This is a genomic window from Methanobrevibacter sp. (genome assembly GCF_017406825.1).
GTDB lineage: Archaea > Methanobacteriota > Methanobacteria > Methanobacteriales > Methanobacteriaceae > Methanocatella.
Map to the genome: position 1 here is coordinate 34,822 of NZ_JAFQXT010000010.1, position 15,124 is coordinate 49,945.

At 36.0% G+C, this 15,124-nt stretch carries 21 protein-coding genes; 14 read left to right on the forward strand and 7 right to left on the reverse strand.

Annotated features, from left to right (window positions below):
* Positions 1–3: 3 nt before the first annotated feature.
* Both IJF99_RS01610 and IJF99_RS01615 read left to right on the forward strand, forming a co-directional pair.
* Positions 4–888 carry a zinc ribbon domain-containing protein gene (locus IJF99_RS01610; RefSeq protein WP_292791177.1) on the forward strand — a complete coding sequence of 295 codons (885 nt, stop codon included), beginning with the start codon at positions 4–6 and terminating at the stop codon, positions 886–888.
* Between the two features lie 6 nt (positions 889–894).
* Positions 895–1,875, forward strand: a complete 981-nt coding sequence (locus tag IJF99_RS01615) for a zinc ribbon domain-containing protein (RefSeq protein WP_292791179.1) — start codon at positions 895–897, stop codon at positions 1,873–1,875.
* Position 1,876: 1 nt separating this feature from the next.
* Here the strand turns inward: IJF99_RS01615 and IJF99_RS01620 are convergent, their stop codons facing one another.
* Positions 1,877–2,167 carry a winged helix-turn-helix domain-containing protein gene (locus tag IJF99_RS01620; RefSeq protein WP_292791181.1) on the reverse strand — a complete coding sequence of 97 codons (291 nt, stop codon included), beginning with the start codon at positions 2,165–2,167 and terminating at the stop codon, positions 1,877–1,879.
* 148 nt (positions 2,168–2,315) lie between these two features.
* On the opposite strand from IJF99_RS01620, the gene IJF99_RS01625 reads away from it, so the two are divergent.
* From IJF99_RS01625 to rrp42, 8 genes are all read left to right on the forward strand, one after another.
* A complete protein-coding gene (locus tag IJF99_RS01625; protein ID WP_292791184.1) occupies positions 2,316–2,951 on the forward strand; it encodes a zinc ribbon domain-containing protein in 636 nt (211 codons plus the stop codon).
* A 69-nt stretch (positions 2,952–3,020) separates the two neighbouring features.
* On the forward strand, positions 3,021–3,728 hold the full coding sequence (gene rnp3, locus IJF99_RS01630; RefSeq protein WP_292791187.1) for a ribonuclease P protein component 3: 708 nt from the start codon (positions 3,021–3,023) through the stop codon (positions 3,726–3,728).
* Positions 3,718–4,074 carry an Rpp14/Pop5 family protein gene (locus IJF99_RS01635; protein ID WP_292791230.1) on the forward strand — a complete coding sequence of 119 codons (357 nt, stop codon included), beginning with the start codon at positions 3,718–3,720 and terminating at the stop codon, positions 4,072–4,074. Before rnp3 ends, IJF99_RS01635 begins: the two co-directional genes overlap by 11 nt.
* 217 nt (positions 4,075–4,291) lie before the next feature.
* Positions 4,292–5,077 carry an archaeal proteasome endopeptidase complex subunit alpha gene (gene psmA, locus IJF99_RS01640; RefSeq protein WP_292791189.1) on the forward strand — a complete coding sequence of 262 codons (786 nt, stop codon included), beginning with the start codon at positions 4,292–4,294 and terminating at the stop codon, positions 5,075–5,077.
* Positions 5,078–5,110: 33 nt separating this feature from the next.
* The gene (locus IJF99_RS01645; protein ID WP_292791192.1) at positions 5,111–5,812 is read left to right on the forward strand and encodes a ribosome assembly factor SBDS; all 702 of its coding nucleotides are present in this window, start codon (positions 5,111–5,113) and stop codon (positions 5,810–5,812) included.
* 20 nt (positions 5,813–5,832) lie between these two features.
* Positions 5,833–6,753, forward strand: coding sequence for an exosome complex RNA-binding protein Rrp4 (gene rrp4, locus IJF99_RS01650; protein WP_292791195.1), 921 nt, complete (start codon positions 5,833–5,835; stop codon positions 6,751–6,753).
* A 28-nt stretch (positions 6,754–6,781) separates the two neighbouring features.
* A complete protein-coding gene (gene rrp41 / locus IJF99_RS01655) occupies positions 6,782–7,474 on the forward strand; it encodes an exosome complex exonuclease Rrp41 (RefSeq protein WP_292791198.1) in 693 nt (230 codons plus the stop codon).
* 12 nt (positions 7,475–7,486) lie between these two features.
* Positions 7,487–8,272 (forward strand): exosome complex protein Rrp42, encoded by a 786-nt coding sequence (gene rrp42, locus IJF99_RS01660; protein ID WP_292791201.1) that lies wholly within the window; start codon positions 7,487–7,489, stop codon positions 8,270–8,272.
* Here the strand turns inward: rrp42 and IJF99_RS01665 are convergent.
* From IJF99_RS01665 to IJF99_RS01690, 6 genes are read right to left on the reverse strand one after another with little or no spacing between them, the layout of a single operon-like run.
* Positions 8,269–8,898, reverse strand: a complete 630-nt coding sequence (locus tag IJF99_RS01665; RefSeq protein ID WP_292791205.1) for a molybdenum cofactor guanylyltransferase — start codon at positions 8,896–8,898, stop codon at positions 8,269–8,271. The genes rrp42 and IJF99_RS01665 overlap by 4 nt on opposite strands.
* An 18-nt stretch (positions 8,899–8,916) precedes the next feature.
* Positions 8,917–9,675, reverse strand: a complete 759-nt coding sequence (locus IJF99_RS01670) for a hypothetical protein (RefSeq protein ID WP_292791208.1) — start codon at positions 9,673–9,675, stop codon at positions 8,917–8,919.
* Between the two features lie 15 nt (positions 9,676–9,690).
* Positions 9,691–10,254, reverse strand: a complete 564-nt coding sequence (gene cbiT / locus IJF99_RS01675) for a precorrin-6Y C5,15-methyltransferase (decarboxylating) subunit CbiT (protein ID WP_292791211.1) — start codon at positions 10,252–10,254, stop codon at positions 9,691–9,693.
* A complete protein-coding gene (locus IJF99_RS01680) occupies positions 10,255–10,803 on the reverse strand; it encodes a UbiX family flavin prenyltransferase (protein ID WP_292791214.1) in 549 nt (182 codons plus the stop codon).
* A 9-nt stretch (positions 10,804–10,812) separates the two neighbouring features.
* Entirely contained in the window at positions 10,813–12,039 is a 1,227-nt protein-coding gene (locus IJF99_RS01685; RefSeq protein ID WP_292791233.1) for an HD domain-containing protein, read from the reverse strand.
* A 4-nt stretch (positions 12,040–12,043) separates the two neighbouring features.
* Positions 12,044–12,343, reverse strand: coding sequence for a hypothetical protein (locus tag IJF99_RS01690; protein WP_292791217.1), 300 nt, complete (start codon positions 12,341–12,343; stop codon positions 12,044–12,046).
* A gap of 197 nt (positions 12,344–12,540) precedes the next feature.
* On the opposite strand from IJF99_RS01690, the gene IJF99_RS01695 reads away from it, so the two are divergent.
* From IJF99_RS01695 to IJF99_RS01710, 4 genes are all read left to right on the forward strand, one after another.
* Entirely contained in the window at positions 12,541–13,758 is a 1,218-nt protein-coding gene (locus IJF99_RS01695) for an ammonium transporter (protein WP_292791219.1), read from the forward strand.
* A gap of 12 nt (positions 13,759–13,770) precedes the next feature.
* Positions 13,771–14,109, forward strand: a complete 339-nt coding sequence (locus IJF99_RS01700) for a P-II family nitrogen regulator (protein ID WP_292791222.1) — start codon at positions 13,771–13,773, stop codon at positions 14,107–14,109.
* 228 nt (positions 14,110–14,337) lie between these two features.
* Positions 14,338–14,655, forward strand: a complete 318-nt coding sequence (locus tag IJF99_RS01705; RefSeq protein ID WP_292791224.1) for a hypothetical protein — start codon at positions 14,338–14,340, stop codon at positions 14,653–14,655.
* A gap of 71 nt (positions 14,656–14,726) precedes the next feature.
* A partial coding sequence (locus IJF99_RS01710; protein ID WP_292791226.1) for a transposase occupies positions 14,727–15,124 on the forward strand: 398 nt, incomplete at its 3' end.

Consider the following 15,124-nt stretch of genomic DNA (forward strand, 5'->3'; position numbering starts at 1 on the left):
AAAATGATTAAGGGGAATTATTGTCGAAAATGCGGCCAGAGAATACTGCCAAATGAACCGTTCTGCACTAACTGCGGTCTTAAAACAGGTTACGATACTGAAAAATCAACCTGCGTTTTAATTCCTCCAATACATGATATCGGTTTTTTTGATTTTGAGATAGACTTCTCGCCATACATCAATACCAAGAATAATTTTAAATATGATATTTGCTCCTGCGGATACTTGAATGAGATTGATAATGATTATTGCTACATGTGCGGTGTTAAAAGAACTCCAAGCAAACTATCAAGAATCTTTAAAAATGAAAGTAAACCGAAATTTTCTGTTGATAATGTTTTATGCGAATGCGGGGCTGTCAACTCAAAGGAAAATGTCTACTGTGAAATGTGCGGCAAACAGCTGAAGAAGGATGAATTCCATTTCAATGGCAATTACAGCAATTTCAATCTTGAGTTCAACGATTCCGTATTCTGCTTCTGCGGTGAAGAAAACGAAAGATTCTCTTATTTCTGTAAAAACTGTGGATTGCCATTGATTAATTATGGGAATTTGGGTGAAATGGCAATATTATGTACATGTTCCACATTAAACGACGTAACTTCCGATTTTTGCACTGAATGCGGCACTAATTTGAGAAGGGAGGACACAAAAATCGTTTGTGTATGCGGACATATTAATTCAAAACATTTTAAATTTTGTGAAAATTGTGAAAGGCCATTAAATCCTCAAAGGATGATTAAGACAAGAATCATATGCTCTTGTGGAGAAATTTTATCATGGGACAGTGAGTTTTGCCATAATTGCGGTAAGAACATTAAAAGAAGTATACTTCATAAAAATTCAATAAACGCTGCTGTAAGAACTCTAAAGGACAAGCTGAGGTAGAATCAAATGAGGGATTGCGATATTTGCGGAACTCCAAACTTTAAGGAAAATAGTTATTGCACTCATTGCGGCAATAAATTAATATTGGAACATGTCTGCCCGGTTTGCGGTGAAACCAACTCTAATTTGTCCACTCATTGTGTTAATTGCGGAAGTCAATTGAATCCAATTGCCATTGAAGATTTTGAGACATTGTTTTCCCAGTTTAATTTGGACCTGCTTGAAAATGCCAGCATAACCAATGAGCAGTACAACCAGTTGTTATCAAGAATTTTTATAAGGGCTAATTATATAGATATTAGAGGCGCAACAACAAGAGATAAGATTTTAAACTTTGCAAGTATTTTCACCATATGCAAGCCTAAAGCAAGGGGTTATGAAAGGGGATATATCTTTTTGGGCAAGAATATCTATTATGATGACAGGCTGGACGATTCAGTTCAGATTGCAACAATCATCCATGAATTGGGCCACTATTTATTATTCGAGATTATTGAAAGTTTATTATGTTCCATATTTAAGGTTGAAACGTCAACAACCCTTCAGAGTTTTGTCTGGTACTTCCTGATTCTTCCCGAGTTTAAAGTGATGAATGAATACTGCGCCCACACTGTAGAGGGGAGATTCATACCATACGGTTATCAGAACTATGGATCTTTCAATGTTTTGGTTGAAGAGATGGGAATTGATGAGGAGTCTATAGACAGCATGATCATGTTGGGGAATTCCTTTGCCAATGAGATAATCGTTTATCTGGAAAAATATATCGATGAGGATTTGAGGGATGAGATAAAATTACAGTATAGGAAGGATTTGACCCCTCCGAAATACGATTCGATTTATAGGGAAACTGATGACAGCTTTTTATTGGATTTCAAAAATAGTATTTTATTAAGAATGTTGTTCGATGTTTTTAAAGAAGTTTCGGGCAATGATGAAGAGATAAAGGAATTGGAAAATATTAAAGAGGGCATTGAATTTACGTAGTCTATTCCTTTTTTTCCTCTTTTTCTTTAATAGTCTCCAATACATCTTTACCTGTATCGGTCAATCTATATAATCTTCCTTTACGAGCTTCTTCATTGATACATTCAACAATGTCTTTGCTTTTTAGTTCACTTAGAACTTTTGAAATATGGTTAGTTCTAATTCCACTATCACTAGCAATTTTTGTTGGTATTTTAACCTCATCACCAATGGATTTTAAAGTTTTTTCTCGGTATTTGGAAATTTGAACATATGAAGTTAATTTCAAAAGTTCATCGTTTTCTTTTACCATAATAAAATATTGGTGGTTATTATATAAAATATTTTATAACATTGTATAATTAGTTTAAACACCAATTAGATAACTTTACATATTAAGTTAAATAAATATGGTATACATAGTATAAATTAAATACTAATTTAGTCAAGATGGGTTAAAAATGAAATGTAGTAAATGCGGTTTTGAAAACAAAGATGAAGCAAAATTTTGCACTAAATGTGGAAATCCGTTCAATGAACAGAATTCCGGCGATTCAGCAAAATCCGACAATTCAAAATATATAATAATTGCATTGGTTATTGTTATACTTCTTCTTGTCGGAACTATCGGTTATTTCATGTTGAATAGCAATTCCAGCGAACCTGTTCAAAGCAGCGATAATTCACACAACAGTATTGATTCGGATTCTGTTCAAAGTAATGCTCAAGAAGCAGAATCATCAGACGATTCCGATTCTCAAAAAACTACCACTGCAGTATCTTCGTCTAAAAGCGCAAGTAAGGAGTGGGTTTCAATAGGAAGTTATTCAGGTTCAGGTTCAGGTTCACAGTCCATTCGGGTTCCTGAAGGCACAATCAAGGTTGAACTTTCCGCTTATCCAATCAAAAACTATGCAACAAATCATTTGTATGTATCCGGTTCCAATGATGTTTCCGGCGGTGTGGATTGGGGTTCAAAAAGTGATGTTGAGACCAGATATGACTCATTTACATATACCTCCTCTTCAGAAGAGGTATTTACTATAGACTATTATGAAACTGTAAGCTGGAATGTTGAATTTTATAGGTATCAGTAAGTGATTTATAATCACTTATCTTATTTTTTTTGAAAAATTATTAATATATAAACCAATAAAGTAATTACTATGTTTTTTGATTTGAATATTAAGGGAGGTAGTCTTGAAAATAATATTAAGCTGGCTACACAGGCTTCCGAGTATGGATGGGAGCATATTAATTTTTCATATAATCAAAAGGATTTTCAGGATGCCCTGCAATTCAAGGATGATTTGAAGGATAATCTGGCAGGTATTGATTTTGATTATACATTGGAAATCAGATCAACAAACATTGACGAAATCAGGAAAAACGTCAATAAGTTCAGGGATAAGGCATTATGCATCTCTGTTGTCGGCGGCGATTTGAAAGTAAATCGTGCCGTTTTGGAAAACGTCAAAATAGACGCATTGTCAAGACCTTATTTTAAAAGATATGACTCAGGAATTAACCATATCCTTGCAAAAGAGGCCGTATATAATAATGTTGCTATTGAATTATGTTTTAAGGACGTTTTAAGAACTTATCTTGCTCCAAGAGCTAAAGTCATCTCTAATTTCAGAGACATCTACACATTATTCCGGAAATTCGATTTCCCGTTAATATTGTCTTCAGGTGCGGAATCCGTTTTTGATATAAAAACCACACATGATTTCATTTCCGTTTTTAAACAGACCGGCCTTACGGATGCGGAAATTGACAAGTCTTTCAAAACTGCTGGAGATATCTTGGAATATAATAAAAACAGGAGTAATCTGATTTTTAGAGGTGTCAGGAGGGTTGATGATGAAGCTTAAGGTTTTGCCGCCAACTCTTAGAAAGAATAATCATTATCTGACTTTGGATATCAAAAGCGTTTCTCCAATCAGTAAAGACGAGTTGGTCAGTATTGTATGGGACAACTGTGTTCGCTTTCAGGGGGAATGCAACACATCTAATTTTAACTTATGGGTTATGAGGTTCTATGAAATGGAAAAAACTGATGAGTATTTCCATTATAAGTCCATTTTGAGATGTCAAAGGGATTTTGCTGAAGATGTCAGGTCATCGCTTGCGCTGGTCAACAAGTACAATTCCAAAAATATTTCAATTACCACAATCGGATTGTCAGGCACTATAAAGTCATCCGAAAAATATATTTAATTACTTTTTGTTAGAATAAAATAGAAAACTTTATAAATAAATATAATTATATATATCAATTGAATTTATGGAAAAAAGAATAAAAAATATTCTAATTCACTACTCATATTGATTAGAATTGGAATTAGAATTTGCCTTTTCATGGAAGATTTGGTTTTATTTTTTTTAAGTTGTCGAAATATAAAAATAATATTTATAAAAACTATGAGGTATAAATATGCAACCTTTACAAAGTGCTGGATATGATAGGGCTATTACTGTTTTTAGCCCAGATGGAAGACTATTCCAAGTAGAATATGCAAGAGAAGCTGTTAAAAGAGGAACTACATCTATCGGTGTAAAAAGTTCAGAAGGTATTGTTTTAGCTGTCGATAAGAGAACCACTTCAAAATTAGTTGAAGCATCATCTATCGAAAAGATCTTTAAAATAGATGAACATATCGGAGCAGCCACTTCAGGTCTTGTAGCAGATGCAAGAGCATTAGTCGAAAGGGCAAGAGTTGAAGCGCAAATTAATAAAATCACCTATAGCGAACCTATTCGTGTAACCAGCTTGTCTAAAAAATTATGTGACATGTTACAGTTATACACCCAAAATGGTGGAGTAAGACCATTCGGTTCTGCTTTAATCATTGGAGGAATATATAACGGCAAATGCAAGCTTTTCGAAACTGACCCAAGTGGAGCTTTAATCGAATACAAAGCAACCGCCATAGGTTCAGGAAGATCTGCTGCAATGGAAATATTTGAAGAGAAATATGAAGATGATTTAACATTGGATGGGGCTATCGAATTGGCATTGACTGCCATCAATGAAGCCACTGACCATGAAACAACTTCAAACAATGTTGAAATTGCAGTCATCAAAATCGAAGACGAAAAATACGAAAAACTCCCTCAAGATGAAGTGCAAAAATACATTGACGAAGTGCTTCCTAAAGAAGAGGAAGAAAAAACTGAAGAAGTTGAAGAATCTGAAGAAGAAGATTCTCAAGAAGAATAATTATTTTCTAATTACTAGTTAGGGGATGCTTTGATGGTAAATGTCGATGAAGCTATTATTGCTAAATATGAATATTCAGGCGAACATTTTGAAATATTGGTTGACCCTGATTTAGCAGCTGACTACAGAAATCCTGATGGCCCAGATGTTGCCATCGAAGATCTTTTAGCTGTTGAAGAAATATTCAAAGACTCCAGAAAAGGAGATAAGGCTTCTGATGAAGCTATGAATAAAATATTTGAAACTACTGATCCGATTGAAGTTTCCAAAATCATTCTTGAAAAGGGAACCGTTCAGTTAACTGCAGACCAAAAAAGAAAAATGCAGGAGGATAAAAGAAAACTGGTTATAAATAAGATTTCCAGAGAAGCAATAAATCCTCAAAATGGTTTACCTCATCCGGTTCAAAGAATCGAAAATGCATGTGATGAGGCTAAAGTTAAATTTGATCCATTCACATCAGTAGATCAGCAAGTTCAATCAGCTCTAAAAGCTATTAAACCGCTGATTCCAATCCGCCTTGAAAAGGTAAAAGTAGCTGTAAGGCTTCCAGGTTCAACAGCGGGAAGTGCTTATAATGTTATTCATGGATTTGGAGAAATAGTAAATGAAGAATGGCAACAGGATGGTTCATGGATTGCCATTATCGAAATGCCGGGCGGTCTTCAAAATTCATTTGCCGCCAAAATGGCTGAAATTTCAGGTGGGGAAGCCGAAACTAGAACAATTAAATAATTCATTTTTATGTGATTATTATGATACACGTAGAGAATAAAGATTTAGTTATTCCGGGTCAAATATTGGCCGATGATGAATACTATTCAGGAAGAGGTACCTTCAAAGAGAACGGTAAAGTTTGTTCTTCTTTATTGGGACGCGTTTCTTTAAGGAATAAAAAAATCAGAGTTATTCCTTTGAAAAGCAAATATGTCCCTAAAAAAGGAGATGTTGTAATTGGTAAAATTAAAGATGTTAGATTCTCAATGTGGGATGTAGATATTAATTCACCATATTCCGGAATTTTACCTGCTTTTGAAGTGTTTGGTCGTGAGAAAAAAGAACTCAACAGAGTATTTGATGTTGGGGATGTGCTATTTTTAAGAGTTGTCGAAGTTGATGAAATCAAAAAGGCAAAACTTGGTTTAAAAGGCAGAGGAATGGGTAAGTTTAAAGGAGGAATCATTGTAGATATTGCTCCAACCAAAGTTCCTAGATTAATCGGTAAAAAAGGTTCAATGATCAATATGATTAAGGACAAAACCAAATGTAAAATCGTCGTTGGTCAAAATGGTCTTGTTTGGGTTAAAGGAAACGAAGATATGGAACAACTCACTCGTGAAATTATCCATTTAATTGAAGCTGAAGCTCATACTTCCGGTTTAACCAATAAAATTAAAAACAAATTATACTTGGCTATTGACGGCGAATTGCCGCCTGAAGAAGTTGAGGAAGTCGAAGAGGAAGAATTTGTTTTAGAAAAACCTAAACTTCAAAACTTTAAAGAAGAATTAGAGGAAGAAGAAAGAGAAGAAGAGGAAAGACAGAAAGAAGAGAAAAAAGATAAGCCAGACATTGGTGAGGTTATAGAAGAATTCAAAAGAAAAAATAAAAGCAAAGATGGTTCATTATCATATGGCGATAACTCCAACAATTCTTTTATATTAAATAATAAATGATTCTTTTCTTGATTATGAGGTTGATAAGATGTCAGATTTGATTAGAGATGATGGTAGGAAATTTGATGAATTACGTCCTATTAAAATTGAAGCAGGAGTTCTTGAACGTGCAGATGGCTCAGCTTACTTGGAAGTGGGCGGAAATAAAATATTGGTAGCTGTTTATGGTCCTAGAGAATCATATATTAGAAGATTGCTCGAACCAAATACCGGTGTAATCAGATGCAGATATAACATGGCACCGTTTTCAGTAGACGACAGGAAAAGACCTGGCCCAGACAGAAGGTCATCTGAGATTTCTAAAATTACCGCTGATGCTTTAAGACCAGCATTGATGTTAGAAAATTATCCTCGTTCAATGATTGACGTTTACATAGAAGTAATAGAAGCTGAAGGTGGAACCCGCTGTGCAGGAATTACAGCAGCTTCAGTTGCACTTGTTGATGCAGGAATACCTATGAAAGATATTGTTGTAGGTTGCGCTGCAGGTAAAGTTTATGATGAAATAGTCCTTGACTTATCTGAAAAAGAAGATAAGGAAGGTCAAGCTGATGTTCCAATAGCTATGATGCCAAGAACCGGCGAAATCACATTACTGCAAAGTGACGGTAATTTAACTGAAGAAGAATTTGCAAAAGCAATCGATTTAGCTATGGAAGGATGTCGTAAAGTAAACGAGATTCAAAAAGAAGCTTTAATGAAAAAATATTCTATAGAATAGTGGGTGGAAAATATGGAGATAGTACCAGAAATTACAAGAAAAAGTATTGTAAACCTTGTTACTAACGATAAAAGAGAAGATGGCAGGGCACTCGATGAATATAGGGATGTTTCTATTGAAACTAATGTTATTTCTAAAGCTGAAGGTTCCGCTCGTGTAAAACTTGGTGGAACTCAAGTTATTGTAGGTATTAAACCACAACTTGGAAGCCCATTCCCTGACACTCCTGATTTAGGGGTTTTAATGACTAACTGTGAAATGTTGCCTATGGCTGATCCTACTTTTGAGCCAGGACCACCTAGTGACGATTCAATAGAGCTCGCACGTGTAGTCGACAGGGGTATTCGTGAAAGCGAATTGGTGGAATTGGATAAGTTATGTGTCGAAGAAGGAAAACACGTATGGATGCTCTTTATTGATTTGCACATTATCGACAACTGCGGAAACCTTTTCGATGCATGTGAGTTAGCTGTCATGGCGGCTTTGAAATCCACTAAATTGCCTGTTGCAACTATCGTTGACGAAGAAGTTGTCATCAGCGAAGATGAAACCTTCGATTTACCAATCAACAACGAATTGGCTTTATGCACTTTTGTTAAAATTGGTGATAAGATGGTTATCGACCCAACTTTATCCGAAGAAAGCGTAGCTAGCGCCCGTTTAAATGTTGGTGTTACAAAAGATGGTCATATTTGTTCAATGCAAAAAGGCGGAAAAGAACCATTAACTAAAGATGATATTCTTTTTGCTGTAAATATGGCAGTGACAAAAACAAAAGAGTTAATAGAACATCTTTAAATGTCCTCTGGACGGTTAAGATTTCTAAATTCTTTTTTTTCTATTTTTTTATTATCAATCAGAACGAATTTCGTATCTATTTTTTCTATCAGTCCCTTGATATGCAGGACATCCCCGTCAATCAGCCCTTCAATTTCGGGAATGATGTTTCTGTTGTAAACAGAATGCAGCGGTTCGGATGTTTTTATTTTGTTGTCCGGGTCATGGAAGGGAACGATGGCCTGATAGTTTTCATCGATTTCTTTAAAAATAGCGGTTATATATTCTGCTGAAACGTATGGGCTGTCGCATGGCAGGACTAATGCATATTCGCTTGTGATTTTACCAAGTCCGGTCATGATTCCAGGTAGCGGACCCTTATCTTTGATTTCATCTTCTATAAAAAACAGTTTGAATGAGTAATCTTTTGAATCGATAAACTCGCTATATTTGGCAATTCTTGTTTGGTCATTTAAAACAATTACTGCTTCATTAATATGATGGTTTAAAGTAGAAAGAATGTGTTTGATCATAGGTTTGTCTTGAATAATCATAGATCCTTTATCCTGACCCATTCTACTACTCTTTCCTCCACATAGGATTATGCAAGATTTAATATTTTCGCCGTTTTCAATTTTGCTAGTCATATTAAATCCGCTCCAAAATTATTTCACATAGACATCCGCATCTTCATCAAACGGATTTGTACGGACAACCAATGCAATCATGTACGGGTAATTCTTGTATAAGTATTTCAGATAGTAAACCCATTCATGGACCAGTTTGTTGTAAACCCTTTGCATGTCTCCATTCAAATGACCAAAATCGGCATCAGTAACCAAATTCAAATCTTTCCTGTGCTCCAGTTCTTCATCAAGGTGAAGAATGGCATTGATTAATTCGGTAAACTCTTCCTTTTCAAGCAAATTCGGATTGTTGATTAGATTGATAATAAATTCTCTTTTGCTTGAAAGCAATATCCTTAAGTTTTCCAAAAACTCCTCACGTTCTTCCGGAGCAATGTCTGCCTGGAAGTCAAGTGAAGCGTCTTTTAGCTCGGCCAATTTGTTGTCGAAGTCTTTCTCATCCCAATCTTTAATGGATTTCAGATTTTCGGTGCTTGCTTTATATTTATTTGCAGTACTCAGTTGGCTGATAAGTTCGTTTCCGACTTCTGAAAAGAAGGTGCTCATAAGCATATCCAATTTTTCAAGCATGGCTTCCTTTTCTTTTTTTTCAATGATCTCATCTAGTATGAATGCTACAAGTAGAATATCAACAGGAATGAAACCTAAATGCGTCCATATGTATGAAATGATATGTTCCGCATCACCCAATACAAGGTAATTTGATCCGTATATGATTATTATCAGAATAATCATCAATATTGAAAATTTCACTTTCCAACTTAAACGTTCGCTCATTTTATAATCTCCAAATTATCGTTTTTGTGCTGTTATTATGGCTATTGGGTTTTCACTAATCATTAAAACGCCACGGTCGAGAACCCTTCCGTTTGAAACATTAACTTCCATAATCTTAGGGTTATATCCCAAATCCTTAAGTTTGTTTACGGCTTCAACCTTGGTGTCGACCAGAATAGCCGTAATTATGATTCTGCCTTTTGAATTTAATTTTTCATGAATAATGTCCAGGATATTTTCTAATTGTCTGCCGCTGCCTCCTACAATGGCAATGTCAATTTCTTCAATATCCTTTAAAGCATTTGCGCCATCATCATTGATTAATGTGACATTGTCTCCAAGTCCAAACTTCTTAAGGTTCTGGGATGTTATCTCAATCGCTTCCGGATTGGTATCAATGGAAATTACTTCACCTGCCCTTTGGCTGAATTCACATGTGATTCCTCCGGTTCCGCATCCGCAGTCAACAACCTTGTCTGTTGATGTAACACCGGATTTATAAAGAATTATGGCTCTTATGGCCTCTTTTGTTGGTCCTGGAACATCACAGGATTTAATGAAATCCTTATCTTCTAACATTTACTCCCACCTTTTAAATAACTTGTTTTCGATTTTTAAGGAGTCTAGAATTTTGCCGACTATGAAGTTGACCTGGTCATCAACAGTATCGTGTGTTGAGTAAAATCCCGGCATTGCAGGCAATATTATGGCTCCTTCTTGTGATAATGTTAGCATATTCTGTAAGTGAACACTTCTAAGAGGTGTCTCACGCGGTACAATAACGGTAGGCCTTCTCTCCTTCAGGCTCACATCAGCGACCCTTGTTATGGTATTTGCACCATAGCCGTTTGCTATTGATGATAATGTCTTCATGGAACAAGGCACAATGGCCAGTGCGTCGGCCTTAAATGACCCGCTGTTTATAGATGAGGTCAAGTCATTAAAATCATAATGTGTGTCCGCGAGATTTATGACGTCTTCAACGGCGTAATCAGTTTCCGTTTCAATCACGATTTTTGCAGCATCACTAATCACTAGGCTGCTTTCAATTTTCAATTCTTTCAATGCTTCAAGGAGTCTTATTCCATATATGACTCCGCTTGCTCCGGTTATTCCGACTACTATCATATTATTCTCCTAAAATAGCTTAATCTGGTCATAGTGTATTCCGTGGAATTTTTCACGGTCAATTTCAGGCAAATCAACATAATTTTCCAATTTGAATTTCATGAATTTTGCCTTTTCCTCTTCTGGAACATAAACGCTGATGTCTGGTATGTTGAATCTTGCTTTGCTCAATGCTCCTATGATGTTTGATATTTCTGTTAACGGATATAGTTTTCCATCTACGCTGACTTGGGTTTTCATTTCATCAAAACGAGGATATTCAGCAATATTTATAAATACATAATCTTTGTCAAGCCCGTAATCTTCTGCTATCTCCTCTTCAGCTTTTCTGAGTTCTTCCGGTTTGACCTTGTACATCTTTTCCGGGAATTTGAAGTTGTCCAGACGTATTGTCTTAACCCTTTTCGGGACAATCCTGTTGTCAAGCCTGTGCATTATATCCCTGACAAATTCGTTTTCGCAGTGCCTGAATTTTGAGGTGATGTCGGAATCGTCGTATTTATACATCTCGCGTTCGTCGATTATTCCTTCATCAAAGGTTTTTTTCAATGCCCTTCTAAACATTGTGTTCACGATTCTTGTTGTATGGTGCTGATAAACGCTTGGATACATGAAGTATCTTGACACCAATGCTCCTTCTGCGGCCTGAACACCTTTAATGTCAAGTATTAATCCGTCATCTAAAGTCAAGTTTGAGATTAATCTTTCGTAATCGATTATTCCGTATGAGACTCCGGTATTGTGTGAGTCCCTTAAAAGATAGTCCATCCTGTCGACGTCAAGTTCCCCTGAAACTATAGGGCCCAGTCGACCTTTTCCATTGATTATGCTGACAATCTCTTTGACATCGAATTTTTCTTCCAGCAGATCTTTCATTGAGGTTTGTGTGATTACGAATTTTGAAAGCTTTTCATGTGGAACGGACAATACTCCTTCGGACACATGTGAAAATGGCCCGTGCCCTATGTCATGCAGGAGTGCTGATGTTCTAATCAGTTCGATTTCATCGTCATCCAGCCCAAGTTCCTCGGAGAGCTTTGATCCGAGGTGCATGGTTCCGATGCAGTGCTCAAATCTGGTATGTGTGGCTCCAGGATAGATCAGGCTTATTAGTCCGAGCTGTTTTATACGTCTTAAACGCTGAAACTGGGGCATGTCCATTATTCTTACTTCAAAATCGTTTAAGTTAATGTCTCCGTAGACGCTGTCTCTGATAAATTTCTTTTTTTCACCCATCTTATCAGCCATCCTCATAGGTAATTATATTGTCGATGCTTTCCGTCCAGTTGTTTATGGTATCATCAATGTCATTGGTTATGTTTGTTAAAGTGCTGTTGGTAGTGTTGGTGTCGTTTTTTGGAATAACTGTAGGGACGTAATCGATTTCTTCCGGTTCAAATGAATCGTTTTCAATGTGAATTAGTTTGTATGAGTCATTATCCTCGTGTATTGTCAGGCTTGCAAATGCTGAACTTATGCAGAATGCGATTACGGCAATTATTAAAAACACTATCAAGTTTGCTTTAACTGAACCTTTCATAATAACACTTTTTTTAATTTATGCTGTTATTATTTTTTTTAAAGATATTATTTAATATTTTGTAAATATTAAGCGGTTTGATAGTTTTTCGGTCATTTTTTGGAAAATGTTTATATATGATTAGTGATAAATCATTAATCGGAAGTATACTTCCGACACTATACTTCCGATTAAGAAATAAATAGGGTTTAGATAAAATGGTTATGTTTAACGCTGGTGATACTGCATGGATACTCATCTCCACATTGCTTGTGCTTCTGATGAGCATTCCAGCAGTAGCATTTTTTTATGGAGGATTAAGTAAAAAGAAGAATGTATTAAACACAATGTTTTTAACTTTCATCGCATTTGCAATAATCAGTGTAATCTGGGTGATTTTCGGTTATCAGTTTGCATTTGGAAGCGATGTTAACGGATTGATTGGTTCACCAACCAATTTCTTCCTGCAGGGAATAGGCCTTGACAGTCTGACAGGCACAATCCCGACATTACTCTTTGTAATGTTTCAATGCGCATTTGCAGGACTTACCTGCGCAATCATGTCAGGCGCACTGGTAGGCAGGATGAAAACAAAAGCCTGGGTAATCTTCGTTCCCATTTGGGTCTGCCTGGTATATGTCCCTATCGCCCACTGGGTATGGGGAGGAGGATGGCTGATGCAGATGGGTGCGCTTGACTTTGCAGGCGGTGCCGTTGTGCATATTAACTCAGGTATTTCCGCTTTGGCCGTCGCTTTAGTGTTAGGTAAAAGAAAAAACAATGCACTGATTCCCCACAATTTAGGTTATGCAGTGCTGGGGGCTGCTCTTCTGTGGTTCGGATGGATGGGATTCAACGGTGGATCAGGTCTTGCAGCAGACGGGCTTGCGGCAAATGCAATCATAGTCTCAAACGTTGCTGCGGCCACAGGGCTTATTGTTTGGACAATAATAGATGTGATTAATGTAGGAAATCCAACTGTTTTAGGTGCGATTTCCGGTGCAGTGGCAGGTTTGGTTGGGATCACTCCTGCGGCAGGATTTGTCGACGTTTTCGGAGCATTGTTCATTGGTGCTGTAGCTCCTGTAATATCATACTACTCAATCAATTATTTAAAACCTAAACTTGGATATGACGATGCGCTGGATGTGTGGGGCATTCATGGAATGTCAGGCGTATGGGGAGCTATTGCAACAGGAATATTTGCGGTTCCTGCAATTGGTGGTGTAGCAGGTCTGATTGCCGGAAATGCAAACCAGGTATTGATACAAATCATAAGCATAGTCGCTACAATCATATACTCATTTGCAGTAAGTTACATAATAGCCAAAGTACTAGATAAATTATTAAACGGCATTAGAGTTGAAGACCACCAAGAGATTGGAGGACTCGATTCCCATCTCCACAAGGAATCTGCTTATAACTTTAATTCATAGGAGGGATAATTAATGAAACAGATTATTGCGGTTGTCAGACAGGAAAAATTCTTAGAGGTTAAGGATGAGTTAATAAAAGTGGGTTGCGAAGGAATGACGGTTTCAGAGGTAAAAGGAAAAGGAAGTCAGGGTGGTGTAAGAGAATCTTACAGAGGATCTAACTATTGCATTGACCTGATTCCGAAAACACGTATTGAAATTGTTGCAAAAGATGAAGAAATCGGCCTGTTTATTGAAGCAATCAAAAAGGGAGCATACACAGGAAACATCGGAGACGGAAAAATATTCATCCAACCTGTGGAAAACGTGATTAGAATCAGAACAGGTGAAGAGGGGGATGGCGCAGTGTAATCACATTTGCTATAATCCGATGCATTGTTTTAATATTTTGGCTTTGTAGAAATCCTATTTGATTTTTGCAATAAATTTTTTAAAATCTATTTTATTCTTATTTTTGATTTAAATCCGAAAAAATAATCTTATTATTGAGTATTGAGATTTACACTTGAAATTTCACATCAATTAGAAAAAATAAGCAATATATAATTATATATAGTAAAATGGAGAATAAATATTAATATGAAACGCGAAAATACTCATTCTCCATTTAATAATTTCTTTTCAAAGCAATTAAATCTTTCGGATTTTGGTTTTGAAAAACCAGCACTTAAAAAAATTAAAGAAATAAACAAGGATATTAGAGCAAATAACCTATTAAAATTCATCAAATATCTATTTAAATACTCAAAAATCGTGCTAAATAAATATTCAAGCAATTTTTCAAAACATGACATCACACAACCTGCATTATTCACACTTTTAGCAGTTAAAATCTACACCTGGAGCACATACAGACAAATAATTGATTTATTGGAGTTATCTGATAAAATACAATAATATTTACACTTATAAAGGTTCCACACTACACAACACTTCAGAAATTCTTCCAAAGAATACCAACAGCAATATTGCAAGAATTAAACAAACAAATATTAAAAAATCACCAAATAAATGGTGAAATAATTGCTTTAGATGGAAGTGGATTCACCAATGACTATGCTGACAAATATTACGCAATAATAAGACGAAAAGAAAGAAAAAGCTACGTAAAAAACCATATTTCAATCGACGTAGACACAAGATTAATTCTTCATTTTGCAGCCCAAAGAGGCCCAAGATTCGACACACGATTCGCAATCGCAGCAATAAGAAACATAAAAAAATATAATCCAAAATACATATTAGCAGACAGAGCATACAACACAGAACCCATCAGGAAATGCATAAACGAAGAAGCAAAAGCACAAGATCAAATACCACTAAAAACACGAGCAAAAACAGGACATTATCGGCTTGAAAGTAAAAA

Bases quoted from the DNA above. Each gene is read 5' to 3' on its own strand.
- IJF99_RS01705 (WP_292791224.1), top strand. From the start codon at position 14,338: ATGAAACGCGAAAATACTCATTCTCCATTTAATAATTTCTTTTCAAAG.
- IJF99_RS01625 (WP_292791184.1), top strand. From the start codon at position 2,316: ATGAAATGTAGTAAATGCGGTTTTGAAAACAAAGATGAAGCAAAATTT.
- cbiT (WP_292791211.1), bottom strand. From the start codon at position 10,254: ATGTTAGAAGATAAGGATTTCATTAAATCCTGTGATGTTCCAGGACCA.
- IJF99_RS01665 (WP_292791205.1), bottom strand. From the start codon at position 8,898: ATGACTAGCAAAATTGAAAACGGCGAAAATATTAAATCTTGCATAATC.
- IJF99_RS01690 (WP_292791217.1), bottom strand. From the start codon at position 12,343: ATGAAAGGTTCAGTTAAAGCAAACTTGATAGTGTTTTTAATAATTGCC.
- IJF99_RS01695 (WP_292791219.1), top strand. From the start codon at position 12,541: ATGGTTATGTTTAACGCTGGTGATACTGCATGGATACTCATCTCCACA.
- rrp42 (WP_292791201.1), top strand. From the start codon at position 7,487: ATGGAGATAGTACCAGAAATTACAAGAAAAAGTATTGTAAACCTTGTT.
- IJF99_RS01685 (WP_292791233.1), bottom strand. From the start codon at position 12,039: ATGGGTGAAAAAAAGAAATTTATCAGAGACAGCGTCTACGGAGACATT.
- IJF99_RS01635 (WP_292791230.1), top strand. From the start codon at position 3,718: ATGAAGCTTAAGGTTTTGCCGCCAACTCTTAGAAAGAATAATCATTAT.
- IJF99_RS01700 (WP_292791222.1), top strand. From the start codon at position 13,771: ATGAAACAGATTATTGCGGTTGTCAGACAGGAAAAATTCTTAGAGGTT.
- IJF99_RS01670 (WP_292791208.1), bottom strand. From the start codon at position 9,675: ATGAGCGAACGTTTAAGTTGGAAAGTGAAATTTTCAATATTGATGATT.
- IJF99_RS01615 (WP_292791179.1), top strand. From the start codon at position 895: ATGAGGGATTGCGATATTTGCGGAACTCCAAACTTTAAGGAAAATAGT.
- IJF99_RS01680 (WP_292791214.1), bottom strand. From the start codon at position 10,803: ATGATAGTAGTCGGAATAACCGGAGCAAGCGGAGTCATATATGGAATA.
- rrp41 (WP_292791198.1), top strand. From the start codon at position 6,782: ATGTCAGATTTGATTAGAGATGATGGTAGGAAATTTGATGAATTACGT.
- rrp4 (WP_292791195.1), top strand. From the start codon at position 5,833: ATGATACACGTAGAGAATAAAGATTTAGTTATTCCGGGTCAAATATTG.
- IJF99_RS01645 (WP_292791192.1), top strand. From the start codon at position 5,111: ATGGTAAATGTCGATGAAGCTATTATTGCTAAATATGAATATTCAGGC.
- IJF99_RS01620 (WP_292791181.1), bottom strand. From the start codon at position 2,167: ATGGTAAAAGAAAACGATGAACTTTTGAAATTAACTTCATATGTTCAA.
- psmA (WP_292791189.1), top strand. From the start codon at position 4,292: ATGCAACCTTTACAAAGTGCTGGATATGATAGGGCTATTACTGTTTTT.
- IJF99_RS01610 (WP_292791177.1), top strand. From the start codon at position 4: ATGATTAAGGGGAATTATTGTCGAAAATGCGGCCAGAGAATACTGCCA.
- rnp3 (WP_292791187.1), top strand. From the start codon at position 3,021: ATGTTTTTTGATTTGAATATTAAGGGAGGTAGTCTTGAAAATAATATT.